The organism is Cohnella ginsengisoli (genome assembly GCF_029525555.1).
GTDB classification, from domain to species: domain Bacteria; phylum Bacillota; class Bacilli; order Paenibacillales; family Paenibacillaceae; genus Cohnella; species Cohnella ginsengisoli.
Genome location: NZ_JAPDHZ010000003.1, coordinates 237,610 through 252,869, shown reverse-complemented (window position 1 = coordinate 252,869; position 15,260 = coordinate 237,610). Strand labels below are relative to the sequence as shown.

At 58.3% G+C, this 15,260-nt stretch carries 11 protein-coding genes; 8 read left to right on the top strand and 3 right to left on the bottom strand.

Going from position 1 to position 15,260, the window contains the following annotated elements; all coding sequences use genetic code 11:
* Positions 1–314: 314 nt before the first annotated feature.
* From OMP38_RS12210 to OMP38_RS12200, 3 genes are all read left to right on the top strand, one after another.
* Positions 315–2,579 (top strand): discoidin domain-containing protein, encoded by a 2,265-nt coding sequence (locus tag OMP38_RS12210; RefSeq protein ID WP_277565426.1) that lies wholly within the window; start codon positions 315–317, stop codon positions 2,577–2,579.
* Positions 2,580–2,897: 318 nt separating this feature from the next.
* Positions 2,898–7,310, top strand: coding sequence for an S-layer homology domain-containing protein (locus OMP38_RS12205; RefSeq protein WP_277565425.1), 4,413 nt, complete (start codon positions 2,898–2,900; stop codon positions 7,308–7,310).
* A gap of 247 nt (positions 7,311–7,557) precedes the next feature.
* A complete protein-coding gene (locus tag OMP38_RS12200; protein WP_277565424.1) occupies positions 7,558–10,971 on the top strand; it encodes a glycosyl hydrolase family 98 C-terminal domain-containing protein in 3,414 nt (1,137 codons plus the stop codon).
* A gap of 115 nt (positions 10,972–11,086) precedes the next feature.
* Here OMP38_RS12200 and OMP38_RS12195 read toward each other — a convergent pair whose 3' ends face one another.
* From OMP38_RS12195 to OMP38_RS12185, 3 genes are read right to left on the bottom strand one after another with little or no spacing between them, the layout of a single operon-like run.
* Positions 11,087–11,275: a hypothetical protein gene (locus OMP38_RS12195; RefSeq protein WP_277565423.1), complete on the bottom strand. Its 189-nt coding sequence runs from the start codon at positions 11,273–11,275 to the stop codon at positions 11,087–11,089.
* Positions 11,276–11,296: 21 nt separating this feature from the next.
* Positions 11,297–11,500, bottom strand: coding sequence for a glycosyltransferase (locus OMP38_RS12190; RefSeq protein ID WP_277565422.1), 204 nt, complete (start codon positions 11,498–11,500; stop codon positions 11,297–11,299).
* Positions 11,501–11,509: 9 nt separating this feature from the next.
* Positions 11,510–11,899, bottom strand: coding sequence for a glycosyltransferase (locus OMP38_RS12185; protein ID WP_277565421.1), 390 nt, complete (start codon positions 11,897–11,899; stop codon positions 11,510–11,512).
* A 133-nt stretch (positions 11,900–12,032) separates the two neighbouring features.
* On the opposite strand from OMP38_RS12185, the gene OMP38_RS12180 reads away from it, so the two are divergent.
* The 5 genes from OMP38_RS12180 (at position 12,033) to OMP38_RS12160 (ending at position 15,223) form a co-directional block, all read left to right on the top strand.
* Positions 12,033–13,235 (top strand): ABC transporter substrate-binding protein, encoded by a 1,203-nt coding sequence (locus OMP38_RS12180; RefSeq protein WP_277565420.1) that lies wholly within the window; start codon positions 12,033–12,035, stop codon positions 13,233–13,235.
* Between the two features lie 19 nt (positions 13,236–13,254).
* On the top strand, positions 13,255–13,398 hold the full coding sequence (locus tag OMP38_RS12175; protein WP_277565419.1) for a hypothetical protein: 144 nt from the start codon (positions 13,255–13,257) through the stop codon (positions 13,396–13,398).
* A 120-nt stretch (positions 13,399–13,518) separates the two neighbouring features.
* Positions 13,519–14,406 carry a carbohydrate ABC transporter permease gene (locus OMP38_RS12170; RefSeq protein ID WP_277565418.1) on the top strand — a complete coding sequence of 296 codons (888 nt, stop codon included), beginning with the start codon at positions 13,519–13,521 and terminating at the stop codon, positions 14,404–14,406.
* Positions 14,403–14,915, top strand: coding sequence for an ABC transporter permease family protein (locus OMP38_RS12165; protein WP_277565417.1), 513 nt, complete (start codon positions 14,403–14,405; stop codon positions 14,913–14,915). The genes OMP38_RS12170 and OMP38_RS12165 overlap by 4 nt, the downstream gene beginning before the upstream one ends.
* Positions 14,882–15,223 carry a carbohydrate ABC transporter permease gene (locus OMP38_RS12160; protein WP_277565416.1) on the top strand — a complete coding sequence of 114 codons (342 nt, stop codon included), beginning with the start codon at positions 14,882–14,884 and terminating at the stop codon, positions 15,221–15,223. Before OMP38_RS12165 ends, OMP38_RS12160 begins: the two co-directional genes overlap by 34 nt.
* The last annotated feature ends 37 nt before the right edge of the window (positions 15,224–15,260 follow it).

Genomic DNA, 15,260 nt, shown 5'->3' with positions numbered 1-15,260 from the left:
GACGGCTTTGGAAGTTGAACAACCCGACCTTGGGGCTGCGGCCCGCAGGGGGGGTTGTTTTTTTGCGGCCTGCTTCGGAAGTTCGCATGAATCCGTCGCACGACGGCGGGCGGCGGAAAGCTGGCGGGCTTGCGGTGCGGCAAGTCGAACCGACGTTGACGGACGTTACTTTCGGATCATAGACGGGCTGGCGGGTCGGGCAGCGTCAACGGTCGCTTCCCTTCGGGTCAACGCCAAGGCGCAGGGTGTAGGGAATCGGAATAAATCGTAGCCGGACCGGATGTAAGCGCGACAGAGGAGGTGCTATCTTATTTGTGAAATCGCTTACAAAAATCGAAAAGGACGTGAGAATGATGTCAGCTGCAAAAACCGGCAAAGCTCTGCTCTATGTGTTTCTCGCGCTTGTGCTGTGCGTCGCCGGAATGAACCTGCGTGTCGCGAAGTCCCATGCCGCGCCGGACCCGAACAACTGGTATCTGAAAAGTCATTTCGGTCTGTTTAATCATTTCACCTACGGCTCTCCGAGCTTCACGCAGACGATCTACCCGAACGGAACTGTCCCGCTGGACGTGAACGAGCTCGGCAACAACTTCAACGCGACGCAATTCGCGGCCGATGCGAACGCCATGGGCGTCGACTATGTCGCGTTTACGGCCTGGCATTATGCGATGAACGTGCTGTATCCGAGCGCCAAGATGAACACGTGGCGTCCCGGCCATTCGTCGAGCCACGACGTGATCCAGGATCTGATCAATGCGCTGCAGCCCTACGGCATCAAGCTCATGCTGTACATTCATGTCACGGACGGACACGACTTCACGGCGGCCGACCAGACGGCGACCGGGTGGAACGATTCGACGAACGGATATCTCAAGTGGAACAACTTCGTCAACGATATCGTGACGGAGCTGGGCAACCGGTATGGCACCGCCATCGACGGCTACTTCGTCGACATGATGTACGAGAGCTACTATCAGAACATGATCGACAAGGCGCGGCTGCGCACGAGCATGCTGGCCGGCAACCCCTCGCGCATCATCGTAGGAAGCGGCGGCACCGGCGACGCCTCGATCTCGGTCGGCGGCGGCGCGATCGACTACGCGGCCAGAGAATACTACAATCAGCCGGTAGACAACAGCACCTGGCCGGCGACCAACAACATGACGGCGACCGTCGTCACGACGCAGAACGTGGCTCCGAAATGGGCATGGTGGGCCTCCGTGCCCCAGGGAACGAACGTGCTGCGCTATACGCCGGAAAACATGTTCCGCTTCACCGTGCTCGAAGCGGGCGTGAATCGGAACGGCGGCGGCATGCTCTGGGATGCGGGAACGTACGCCGGCTTCGGCGCCCTGTGGGAGGACGGCGTCAGGACCGGACTCGTGACGCTCGGCGGATACGTGAACGCCGTGGGCGAGTCGCTCAAAAACGTCTTCCCGAGCACCTCCTACACCCGGGGCAGCGGCACGACGCTGAGCGGACTGGCGAACGGCATCGTCGCGACCAAGTCGACGAACGACGCGTACGAGTATATTCACGTGCTGAATCCGCCGGGCACAAAGACGTTGACGCTGCCGCCTCCGGACGACGGCAAGAAATTCAGCGCCGCGACGATCTTGAAAAACGGCCATGCCGTCACGCTGTCGCAGACGGCGAGCGGCGTGACGCTGACGCTTGGCGCATCCGATTCGTGGGACAGCCTCGATACGGTCATCAAGCTGACCGTCAGCGGCTACGACGGCTTCAGCAGCGTCAACGATACGGCGTCCGGCATCGTATATAACGGCACATGGACGTACAGCTCGGGCCGCAACGTCGGCGATTATGCCAACGATCTGCATGCGACGACGACGAACGGCAACTACTTTCAATATACGTTCACCGGCACGGGCGTCGAATATATAAGCTCCAAGGACTTCAACTACGGCGATGTCGATATTTATATCGACAATGTGCTCAAGACGACCGTCAGCGCGCTCGATTCGACCGGCTACAAGCCCCAGCAGGTGCTGTACGGCATATACGGTCTCGCATCCGGCAGCCATACGATCAAAGCCGTGAAGAAGACCGGCACTTACATGCAGCTGGATAAAATCAAAGTATATACGACGGGAACGCCGAATCTGGCGCTGAACAAGACGGTGACGGCCAGCAGCGACGTGGCCAGCGGCGACTGGAGCAAGTCGGGCGCGGTCGACGGCGTGAGGACCTCTCTGCCGGGACTGATGGGCTGGTCCAGCGCGAACAGCCTGACCTCGAACCATACGGAATGGATCACGGTCGATCTCGGATTCGCCCAGTCCGTATCGAAGGTCGTGCTGTATCCGCGCACCGACGGCAGCAATGCCGGCTACGGCTTCCCGGTCAACTTCACCGTCGACGTGTCCGCCAACAATTCGACCTGGACGTCGGTCGTCACGCAGACGGGGTACGCGCTGCCCGCCGGCACGGCCCAGACCTTCACGTTCACGACCCAGAACGCCAGGTACGTCCGGATCAACGGCACGAGCCTGCGCCAGAATCCGAACGACTTCAATCAATACCGCATGCAGTTCGCGGACATCGTCGTTCAGCCTTAATCGAATAGCGGCAGGGATGAAGCGGCGTTTCCGGCTTCATCCCTTTTGTATGCGGCGGTTATGCAAGGATCGGCAGCGCGAGTGTAGACTAGCGGAGTTATTCGTAGATTACAAACCTGTGTGCGGGTAGTTTCGATTGCTAGAATATACTCGAAGGATGCCCCATTCGACAGAGGGCAAGCCCGACTATAATAAGGGGGAGGCAGAAACGTGGCAATGATGTACCGATCGAAGGCGGTGTTAATTGCAATCGCTCTCGCAATGCTCTTTACGAGCGTATGCCAAGTATCGACGACAAGGAAGGCCTATGCTGAATCTGTGCCAACCAATCTTGCGCTCGGCAAAACTGTAACCGCTTCCAGTTCGTTGCTTAATTCGGACTGGAGCGGCGCCAAGGTCGTGGACGGCAATACAGGCTCCGTTCCGGGGTCGATGGGATACACGAGCAGCAACGATCTGAACAACAACCATAATGAATGGGTGAAAATTAATCTGGGCGCCTCTTCCGTCGTTAATTCGGTCACGCTGTGGCCGAGGGACGACAGCGGCGCGAAGGGAGAGGGCTTCCCCGTCGACTTTACGATTCAAGTGTCGACGGACGACGTCAACTGGACGACGGTCGTGACGCGCACGGGACAGACGAATCCCGGCGCGAATCCGCAGACGTATTATTTTCCGCCTGCATCCGCGACGTATGTAAAAGTTGACGCGACCAGCCTGAGGCAGAACCTGACCAACCAATGGAAGGAATGGAGACTGCAATTCGCCGAGATCGGCGTCTACAGCATCGCTGATGCGCCTGCCCCGACGATCACTGAGCAGCCGCAAGGCAAGATCGTCCTGCCGGATGCGAGCGTACAGCTGTCGGTCAATGCGACGGGGAGCGGTTCGCTGACCTATCAGTGGTACAGCAATACGACAGCCGGCACGAACGGAGGGCTGGCGATCGACGGCGCCACGGGCACTTCGTATGCCGCGCCGACGACGCAAGAAGGAACGACCTATTATTATGCCGTCGTCACGAATACGGACAACAACATGACGAACAACAAGATTGCCGAGACGACGAGCGCCATCGCGGCTGTGACGGTGACCCGGGGCGCTTTGCCGCCGGTCGTCCGCACGGTCACGCAGCCGGTCAGCCGTACGGTGTATCTGAACGGTCATGCGGCACTGAGCGTGCAGGCGACGGCGACGGGCGACCTTAGCTATCAGTGGTACAGCAACGATCAGGACAGCACGGAAGGCGCCGTTGCTGTAGCCGGCGCTACGGCAGCGACGCTGCAGGTGCCGACCGACGCTGCAGGCACGCGCTATTATTACGCGATGGTGACAAATACGGACAATTCGATGCCGCTCAACAAGACGGCAACCGCGACCAGCGAGATCGTCGGCATCCAGGTGCTGACGCCGGGCGATACGACAGGTCAGACGATCGACCGGACGCGGGCGATGAAGTACGGACTGTTCGTCCACTACGTTCCCGAGCTGACGGTGGACAAGAGCGGTGCGATCGTGATGGACCCCGATACGCTCGCGGACAACTTCGACGCGAACCGGTTCGCCGACGATCTGGCCGAGATGAAGGTCGAGTATGTCATCTTTACGGCCTGGCATTTCAGGATGGTGACGCTGTGGCCGAGCGATGCGATGAAGAGCTGGCTCCCGAACGGTCATACGACCAAGCGCGACATGCTGGGCGATATGATCACGGCCGTCAGGTCCAAAGGCATTCATGTGCTGTTATACACGCATCCGCGCGACGGGCACGATTTCAACACGGAGGATCAGGCCTTGTCCGGCTGGAAGGTCAACGGCGCCTTCGACAAAACGAAGTGGAACGACTTTATTAACGATATCTACGGCGAGATGATGGACCGTTACGGCAGCCGGATCGACGGCATTTATCTGGACGAAGGCGGCGACAACACCAATTATATCGACTATGACAGGCTTCGCAAGACGATCAAGGATGTCAATCCGAACGTATTGATGATTCAAAACAATTACTATGGAAACGCCTACAACACAGACATCGGCGATCAGGAATTTTTCTTCTGGGATCCGTTCGGCAAAAACACGGACGGTACGAAGTGGACCTCGTTTAACCGTACGATCGGCCCGACGTTCGCCGGCAACTGGTGGGCGGAGCAGGCGGAGAACAAGACGGTCGTCACCTGGACGCCCGAGAGCATGTTCCGGTTCACCGTACTCCAGGCGGGTACAAATACAGACGGACTCGGCATCCAATGGGCAGCAGGACCGTATCCCGGCGGCGGCTTCGAGAAGGATGTCGTGTCGACGATGGCAAAGATCGGCGACTATATCGAACCGATCGCCGAATCGATTAAAAATACGTACTCGAGCACCTCATACCCGACGCCGGCGAAGTCGACAATCGAAGGGATAACGTGGGGCGTGGCGACCCGTTCCACCGACGATGCATATGAGTATATTCATGTGCTTAAAGCGCCTTCGACAAAAACGCTGCAATTGCCTGCGCCGAAGGACGGCAAGCAGTTCGGAACTGCCACACTGCTGCCGAGCGGCCATGAAGTTGCGCTCAGGCAGACGGCGGACGGCGTGACGCTGACGCTGGGCGAATCCGACGCCTGGGATCCTTACGATACGGTCATCAAGCTGAATGTGATCGGCAAAAGCGCCAACCTGGCGTTGGGCAAGCTCGTATACGCCTCCAGCATCGTGGACAGCGATGTCGATCGCTGGGGCAACCAGAAAGTGACCGACGGCATTTACGAGTCGATTAAAGGCACTTCCATGGGCCATTCAAGCAGCATGAATCTGACGACGCAAAACCACACCGAATCGATAACGGTTGATCTCGGAGCGGCGACGGCCGTCTCGGCGGTGACGTTGTTCCCGCGTTCGGATGCGGGCAACGAGGGAGAGGGCTTCCCGATCGACTTTACGATCAAGTTGTCCACGGACAATGCGCAATGGACGACTGTATCGACGCAGACGGGCTTTGCCAATCCGGGCAAAGTCGCCCAGACGCTGAACTTCGATCAGTTGACGGCCAGGTATGTCAAGCTCGAAGCGACCAAGCTAAAGATCAATACCAAAGATTTTAATCAATATCGTCTTCAGCTCGCAGAGATCGGCGTCTACAACGATGCGTTCACGCCCGTCTTCGGCGCTCAGCCGAAGAGCGGCACGGTCGCGCCAGGCGATACCGTCAAGCTGTTTGTGACGGCAACGGCGACCGGCCAGCTGAGCTACCAATGGTACCGCAACGACGCCAACAGCGCGAATGGCGGCACATCGATTCAGGATGCGACGAGCTCGACGCTGCTCGTACCGACAGAAACGGCGGGCACGGTTTACTATTACTGCGTCGTCACGAATACGGAGAACAACATGACGACCGGGCCGAGAGAGGCCTCCGGAACTAGCCAAATCGCGGCGATAACCGTATCGAGCGGCGACAACGGCGGCGGCGATAACGGCGGCGGCGACAACGGCACCGACAATCCGGGCACCGACAATCCGGGCACCGACAATCTGGGCAGCGGCAGCTATAGCAATCATTCGAACAACGGCCCTGCAGTGGAAGCCGGCAAGATCTCGGTCAAGGCGACGGCGGACGCCGGCGGACGCGCGACGGTCAATGTCGGCGCCGATGTGTTGAATACGGCAGTGTCCAAGGCGGCAGGCAAGGCGGTGGAGATCGTCGTTCAGCCTTCTGCCGGAACGACAGAAGTCGGTCTCTCGTTGCCGGTCTCCGCGATCCTGGCAGCCAAGAAGCAAGGCATCGAGATGCTTGCGATCGATACGGGCCTGGCCGTCGTCAAGGTCAAGCTCGACCGAATCGTGCTGGCGTCAAGCTCCAGCAGCGGCAATATCCAGCTGACCGTAGCAAAGAAGGATCCGTCGACGCTACCTGAAGCGGCGCGGTCGCGTCTGGGCGATCATCCAGTATACGACTTCACGCTCCAGAACGATGGCGGCAAGCTCGAACAGTTCGACGGCAAGACGGATATTCAGGTCGAAGTGAGCTACTCCCTGAAGCAAGGCGAAGATCCGGGCAAAGTAGTCGCCTATTCCATCGGCGCGAACGGCGAGCTGGAAGTCGTACCGAACAGCTATTATGATACGGTTGCGGGCAAGCTTGTCTTCAAGCCGAAGCACTTCAGCCCTTTTGCGATCGCGTACGCCGATGCATCCTTCGGCGATATCGACCGGACGCCTTGGGCGCGAAGCGGCATCGAAGCGCTCGCAGCTCGCGGGGCGATCGACGGCACGGGCAATGGACAATTCAATCCGCTGGGCAAGGTGACGCGGGCAGAGTTCCTTCAGATGCTGCTCCGGTCGCTGGAGCTGACGAATGAATCGGCGTCCGCGGACTTCAGCGACGTCGATGCGGGCGCCTGGTATTATAACGCGGTCGCGAGCGGCCAGAAGCTCGGGATCGTATCGGGCAGGCCGGACGGCAGCTTCGGCGCAAGCGACAGCATCAACAGGCAGGATGCGGCTCTGATGGCCTATCAAGCGGCCCAGGCGGCGAACGCGAGGCTGAACCGCGCGGGTGCGGAAGCGTTCAAAGATGCCGGCAGCATCGCCGGATATGCGTCCGGCGCAGTCTCGGCCCTGCACGAAGCGGGCATCGTCAACGGAGCCGGCGGCCTGTTCAGGCCGAAGAGCGACATGACCCGAGCGGAAGCGGCGGCGATGCTCTACCGTCTCTTCGTCCAGGCACAGGGTACCAAATAATAGGGCTTCATTTCCGGCAGACCGGTCTCCTTGAGGAGCGCGCGGTCTGCTTTTTTTACAGTTAAAAATGTATACCGCATGTATGCCGGTTTGTACATTTACGCTGCGGCGGACTCATCCTACAATCATTGTTGCAAGCGCTTCAATTACTAAAATCACCCATGTTTTCAAAGGAAGAAAGGAGGACTTGAAAGGTTGGCCCCGATCGCTTTAAAGCGTTAAATTCAAACTCATGGAGGCGAATGATTTGATTAGAATCCGAAGGCTAAAACGCGTATCGCTCGCAGGCATCGTCTTCGCATTGCTCGCATGGACGGCGGTCTCGACGGGCGTCCTGACCGCACATCCGCAAAAGGCGCATGCTGCGGGCGCGATCCGCAGAGTGATCGACAGCACGCATCCGATGCTCATGATGCAGTTGCTCGTCGGCACGAACTACTCGGGCGATCCGGACTTCCGGCGCGAGAACAACAGGCAGTGGGACATCAAGCAAGCTTGGGCCGCGCTTCCAGACGACATCAAGCCTTACGTCGTGTTCGTCCTGCATCCGGGCCACTTCGCCGCCTGGAACAGCAAGCCCAGCGTGGCGACGTCCCGCAAGTGGATCGAAGACAATCTGGCGGAAGGCAAGGACATGAACATCCCGATGATGGTGCTGTACGGCGAAAATCCGACCAGCGGCTCCGATGGCTTGACCTGGCTGGAAAGTCTGTACCAGAACTATCCGAACATGATCGGGACGGACGTGTCGGAGCTGACGAGCGTCAATGCCGCCATTCCGAACCTGCTCGCGCTGGCCAACACGTACGGCGGCTATCACGTGCACGGCTCGATGGAGGACAACAACGTATTCGCCAACGCGATGAAGACACAGTCCTACTACAATTCGATTGCGCAATACAGCGCAAACTTCATTCCGACGTTCAAGATGGTTCACAAAAATTACGACTACGTCAACTCCGAGGCGATGGGCTACTGGCTGGCGGGCACCGCGGGCAACTGGGGGACGTACTACGACAGCTATCCGTTCCCGGCAACGAACATATTCGGCCAGTCGGCCAACGGCGGCGGAGACCGCACGACAAGGGCCGTGCCCGAGACGCTGTACAGCATGCATATGCTGGACAGCTACATGAACGGAGCGACCGTCTATCAGCTTGAAAACCAGCTGGACATCCCGGCGGTCGACAACTTGTATACGCCGCTGTTTTACGAGTCCATTTTGCCGGCGTTCCGCTATATTTTGTCTCATCCGATCCCTTCGAAGGCGGACGTCGTCGCAAAGACCGCCGTGGCGTTCGACGCCTCCGCGGGCACGATGCTCGAGCTGTCGGATTCGCGCACGTGGGGCGGCGTCGTCAATCAGACTTCGCTGTTCCAGGGGCTGTACGAGATGGCGCCGGATACGAATTCGAATTCGGGCTTGTGGTACTGGCTGCGCACGTCGGGACGCTACGGGATGATTCCGCAAATTCCGAAGTTCGCGCCGAGCACCGTACTCGCCCAGTTTCCGAACGTCATTAATCTGACGACGTACAATGCGAGCTATGCGACTCAGGCCGCAAGAGTCACCTATTTCAACAGCAAGTATCCGTCCGTCTATACCGGCACCGCCTTCGCCCAGAAAAACGGCAACAACTGGCTCGTCTACAACAACCACTATACGGCCAACACGAACGAGACGGCCACCTTGCCGCTGACGGGCGGGACGAGCTTCAGCCAGCTGAACTTCACGACGATCACGCCGCATACGTATGCGACGGTCGACGATCTGGGCACGATGCTCGATATTCAGCTGAACAACTATCGCTCCGATCACCAGCAGGATATTTACGTGCCCGCAGGCAAACGAATGCTGGAGTTCACGGATTATTATGCCAAGTACAGTTATGTGCCGCATCCGTACGATACGACGCTTCGCTCGACGGTGTTCACCGTCACGGCGACGAGCAAGCCGGTCATTACGATCTCCGGCTATGACGGCCACTATAACTATACAGAGAGCTGGAATGCGACGACGCTGACGGACACGATTACCGTCAACCACAACGGTCCCGTCCGTCTCATTCTGAACAAGACGGCAAGCGACGCCAGCCTGTGGACGCGTACGGACGATCCGGACAGCCGCATCAGCTACACCGGCACGTGGACCAATGCAGGCGCGTCCGGCGATTACAATTCGACCTACAAGACGACGTCTGCCGTAGGCGCTACCGCCACCTACAAATTTTACGGAACCGCCATCTCGTGGCTCGACCGCAAGGGACCGACCGGCGGCACCGCCGATGTCTATATCGATGGTGTGCTGGACGCCTCCAATGTGAGCACGAACAGCGCCACGGCCAGCTCCGGCCAGGTCATCTACAGCAAGTCCGGCTTGACCAACGACTATCATACGATTAAGATCGTCGCCAAGACGGCAGCGATCGGCGTCGACCGCTTCTCCTATATTCCCGCCGCAGCGCCGATGCCCAAAAACGTCAATCTGAACGACTTCAGCTACGCGTCCGCCGCGGAAGACGAGGACACCAATGCGGGCTCCATGCACTGGACGGTGAAGAACGGACAGATGAAGATCGTTCCGTACGAATCGCCGTGGGTCAGCGATCTGCCTATATATATGAAGAAACAAAATTACTCGGGCGATATGACCTACGAGATTAAAGTCAATTCGGTCGTCGGCACGCCGGTCCGCGTCATGTTCCGCACGAATCCGGCCACGCGGCAAGGCTATTCGCTGATGCTCGATCCGCTCAACAAAAACGTGAACAACGACGGCACGCAGGACCTGAAGCTGTACAAGGATCAATCGACGCTGCTCGGGACGAGTACGGTCGCGCTCGCGGCGAATACGCAGTATGCCGTCAAGATCGTCGTGACGGGTACGACGATTCAATGCTATCTGAACGGGACGCTCTACATTACGGCGACCGATTCTTCTTACACCAGCGGCATGGTCGGCGTCAAAACGGAGGTTAACTACGGTTCGTCTTCCCAGGAGTACGTGCTGGTCGACGACGCGAAGGTCACGCTCGGCTCCACCGTCAACTACACCTCCGACTTCAGCAGCTGGAGCACGGCGACGGATTGGGTGGGCGAGGGCGCGATTGCCTTCACTTACTGGCCGACGCGGACCAGCTTCGACTTCCCGTGGCAGTGGACGACGACCGGGGGGACATGGGCGGTGCTGAACGACGATACGAAGTACACGAACGGCACGAACGGCGTGTACAACGTGACCGCGGCATCGGGTGCGGAGAACTACTCGACCGCCGGCAGCACGTCCTGGACGAACTATACGTACAAGGCGATGCTGAAGTTCAAGAGCGGCACGACGTATGATGCCGGCATGCTGTTCCGAGTCACCGATACGAACAATATGTACAAGCTCGGCATCGTGACCAACGGCACGACGGGGACGCTGTCGCTGCTGAAGCGTTCGGGCGGCACATGGACGACGCTCGCGACGACCAGCCAGACCGTGAATACGGAGAAATGGTATTCGCTGAGCGTCGACGCAAGAGGCGACACGTTCACGGTCAGTCTGAACGGCAACAACGTCCTGACCGCAACGGACAGCACATTCGCCTCCGGCGCCGTCGGCTTCTCGGCCAACAACGGTACGAAGGTGCAGTTCGACGATGCCTGGCTGGGACGGTAGTCAGTGACTTGATCGCAACAAAGCGAGCGGGCCGGAGTTATCCGGCCCGCTCGTTGGCGCGCAATTGCCGCAGATCGTCGTCCATAGATGCTGGGAAGGCGCTTAAAGGCAAAGCTCACTCCCCGCCAGCCGTCCGCTCCGAGCCGCTCCCATGCGTTGCCGGCTCGCGGCTTCGCCGCAAGCCGTCGATGCCGTCGAGCGCGGCCCGGATGCCGCCGGCGGCGCGCAAGCCTTCCCCGAGCTGCAATGCGCGTAGGCGGAAGTCGCTGCGGCGCAGGAGGCGCGTTACCGATTCGCGCAGCAATAAGGGCGTCAGCGTGGCGCGTTAGAGCCGCAGTCCGGCGCCCAGCGCCTTGATTCGGGCCGCGACGGCAGGCTGATCCGGGCCCATCGAGACCATCAGGAGCGGCACGCCGTGCCATAGTCCCTCGTGGACGCTGTTCATGCCTGCGTGCGTAATGAAAACATCCGCACGCCGCAGCATCTCAAGCTGCGGGACATAAGGACGGACGATAAAGTGGGCCGGCATCGGAGGCAGCTAAGTCGGCGGAATCCGATGGCCGGTCGACAAAATCACCGTGCCCGGAAAACTGGCCAGGCCTTCGGCGCAGCAGGCGTAAAAATCCGCGGCGGCGTTAAATACGGTGCCGAGCGAGATATAGACGAGAGGACCGTCCGTCTTGGACGGCAGCTCGAAGTCCGCCGTCTCGCGCCGGTCCGACAGACAGGGCCCGACGAACTGGTAAGAAGCTCCGAGCTTGTCCGGATGAGGCTGAATGTCGCGGGAGCCAAGCACGAGGTTCAAATCGCCGGAACTGAAAAAGACGCGATCGATCGGCGGTACAGGGATGAGCTGAGCTTCATCAAATCCGGACAGTCGCAGACAACTGCGGCTGTTTTTGCGATGTAAGCGGTTAAAAATCTCCACGGCGTCTCGCTGTTTTTATACATTTACCGTATACACATAGCCACCTACAATAAAGCATGTAAGCACGGCAAGCCAAGCAGACTCGCATGGAAAGGCTTGCAAGGGATTTAATCATAAGAGGAGGGTTCACGTTTTGAAAAAGAGCAAAATGGGCGTCCTGAACGCCGGCATTCCGCTGCTGCTGACCGCAGGTCTTCTGGCAGGCTGCGGCGGCAACAACAACAACGGCAACAATGCGCAATCGGCTTCTCCTTCTGCATCTTCCAGCGCTTCGGCCAGCGCTACGGCCAAAGCGAGCGATGCGCCTGCCAAGCAGGACGTCACCATTACGATGACGGCCGCTTCGGGCGATACCTGGATTCGCGATATCGACAAGGAGATCATACAGGACTTCACGGCCGAGACGGGCATCAAGATCGATCTGCAGATCGTACCGGCGGATCAATACGCCAGCGTGCTCAAGACGAAGCTCGCATCGGGCGAGAGCGCCGACATCTCGCTCATCTGGCCGGAAGCCAACGCGGCGCAATTTCTGCCGGACAACAACTTTCTGGATCTGAGCGGAGAGCCGTGGGTGTCGACGCTGACGGACGCCGCGAAGAAGAACGGCTCCTACAACGGCAAGTTCATCGGCTGGGGTCCGGCCGGCGAAGACGGCGGCTGGGGCGTCCTGTACAACAAGGAGCTGTTCGACAAGCTCAGCATCGGCGTACCGAAGACGTTCGACGAATTCCTGGCCGCGTGCGAGAAGATCCAGGCGAGCGGCGTCATTCCGATCTTCGAGCCGCTCAAGGACAGCTGGCACTCGGGCATCTGGATGTCGCTCATGGGACCGCAGGCGAACGCCCAGCAGGCCGGTCTGTATGAAGGCCTGAACAGCAACAAGGCTACCTTTGCAAGCAGTAAAGTATTCGAGACGTTCGTCGATCAATACAAGACGCTCTACGACAAGGGCTACTTCGGCAAGGAAGCCTTCTCGAACACGTACGACAAGGGCATGGCTGCGCTGCAAAGCGGCAAGTATGCGATGTTCATGGTGCCGGCCAACCAGGACGTTCAGGCCAAGGCGTCCAATCCGGACTTCGACTTCACGAAGTTCGCCGAGTTCCCGTCGCCGTTCGCGGACAACAAGAAGCTCGCGGTGTACGACGGCACGATCATCCGCGTCATCAACAAGAACAGCAAGAAGATCGACGCAGCCAAGGCTTACCTGAGCTACATCAGCCGCGAAGACGTGCTTAAAAAAGTACTATGCCGCAGTCGGGCTCAATCCGTCCTTCAAGGCGATCCCGGCGATCACGACCGATCTGGAGAAAACGCTCCGCGCCAACTCTGACGGGACGAGCGATACGATCATGGAAGTCGGCATCTCCTTCTGGGACAGCACGAGCATCGGCAACTACATCCAGGAGAACCTCGCAGGCAAGAAGACGGCCAAGCAAGTGCTCGAAGCGATCGACAAGGACCGCCAAAAGCTGTTCGACGCGCAGTCTAAATAACGGATGCTCCCCAAGGGGCGGTTGAACCGATAGCAAGCGCCCGCGCGTTCCGGATCTCCGAAGCGGACGGGCGCTTGCTTCCCTTTATCGGGACATCACGGCAGAGAGAAGGACGATAGGATGAGAATAAACCGTATTACAAAAAAAATGTATCCGCAATATTTGCTGCTGCCGGCCTTCATCATCTATGCCATTTTGTTTCTTTTGCCGAACCTGACCAGCTTCTACTACGCGTTCACGAACTGGAACATGGTCGGCACGACGGTCAAATTCATCGGTTTGGACAACTTTCGGGACATTTTCAGCGAGTCTTCCAGCAATAATGGCGTATTCGTCAATACGGCGATTTTCGCGATTTACACGACGGTGCTAAAAATCGTATTCGGCCTGATCCTGGCGCTGGTCCTCAATGAAGGGATCCGAAGCCGTAATGTGCTCAGAGCCGTCTACTTCATGCCTATAACGCTGTCGACCGTGCTGCTCGGCGTCATGTTCACCGAAATCTACAGTCCGGACGGCATTCTGAACCGTATCCTTCGGACGTTCGGTCTCGATTCATGGACGCACAGCTGGGTCGCGGAGCCGAAGCTGGCCATCTGGTCGATCGCTTCGGTCGAGGTGTGGCGCGCCTCGGGCTTTGCTATGGCCGTCTTTCTGGCGGCGCTCCAGATGGTGCCCAAGGAAGTGCAGGAAGCGGCCGAGATGGACGGGGCGAGCCGCTGGCAGCGATTGTACCATATCACCCTTCCCTTCCTGTATCAGGCTTTTGTCATTAATACGCTGCTCAGTCTGATCAGCGGACTCAAAGTATTCGACCTGATCTACGTCATCAGCAACGGCGGTCCCGCGCGTTCCTCCGAAGTATTGAACGTCACCGTGCTCAACGAATTCAGCAAAGGCAACTACGGTCTGTCGACGGCGATGGGGCTGATCCTGTTTTTGTTCGTCTCGGTCGTGTACTTTTTGCTGAATGCCGTATTTAAGAAGTTCGAGGTGGATGTCACATGAGCAAGCGTTGGGAACAGAGGCTGTCCGAGATCGTGCTGTGGCTGCTCACGCTCGTTATTTTTATCCCGCTGTACTTCGTGCTCGTCAATTCGCTCAAGTCCGGCACGGAGGTTCAGTCGATGACCGCCGCGCTTCCGTCGGCCTTTCACTTTGAAAATTACAAAAAAGGCGTTTCAGGCGGGCCACATGGTCAGGGCCTTTATGAACAGCGTCATCTTCAGCGCCTTCTCCGTCGCGATCACGAGCATGCTTGCCGCCATGGCTTCGTATATTATCGTTCGCCGCAACTCGAGGACGAACAAAATGCTCCTGAATTTGTTTCTGGTCGGACTGATCGCGCCGATGAACATGGTCACGACGTTCAAGATCATGAAAATTTTTCATTTCATCAACACGTATCATGGCCTGATTTTGCTTTATACGGCGACTTTTTTTGCCGTTCACGATCTTCCTGTATATCGGATTTATCCAGAATTTGTCGGCCAGCATCGACGAAGCGGCAACCGTAGACGGGGCAGGTCCTTGGCGGCGCTTCTACGGCATCATTTTCCCGATGCTCAAGCCGGTCACGATGACGGCCATCGTCATCAACTTCGTCAACTGCTGGAACGACTTCATTTATCCGCTCTACTTCATCACGCATTCCGACAAATGGGGAACGATTCTGCAGCTGTTCCAGTTCATCGGCGCCTTCCGCTCGCAGTACGAGCTGCTGTTCGCCGGCGCGATGACGATCGTGCTGCCGACGATTATCGTGTACCTGCTCGGACAGAAGTACATCATCTCCGGCATGACCTCCGGCGCCATCAAGGGATAGCCGGTCCGTCCTGCCCTAGCGTCCGTCAGAAGCCGTC

Excerpts from the sequence above, each read along its gene's own strand:
- OMP38_RS12165 (WP_277565417.1), top strand. The coding sequence starts at position 14,403 with ATGAGCAAGCGTTGGGAACAGAGGCTGTCCGAGATCGTGCTGTGGCTG.
- OMP38_RS12190 (WP_277565422.1), bottom strand. The coding sequence starts at position 11,500 with ATGCCGGCCCACTTTATCGTCCGTCCTTATGTCCCGCAGCTTGAGATG.
- OMP38_RS12170 (WP_277565418.1), top strand. The coding sequence starts at position 13,519 with ATGAGAATAAACCGTATTACAAAAAAAATGTATCCGCAATATTTGCTG.
- OMP38_RS12175 (WP_277565419.1), top strand. The coding sequence starts at position 13,255 with ATGGAAGTCGGCATCTCCTTCTGGGACAGCACGAGCATCGGCAACTAC.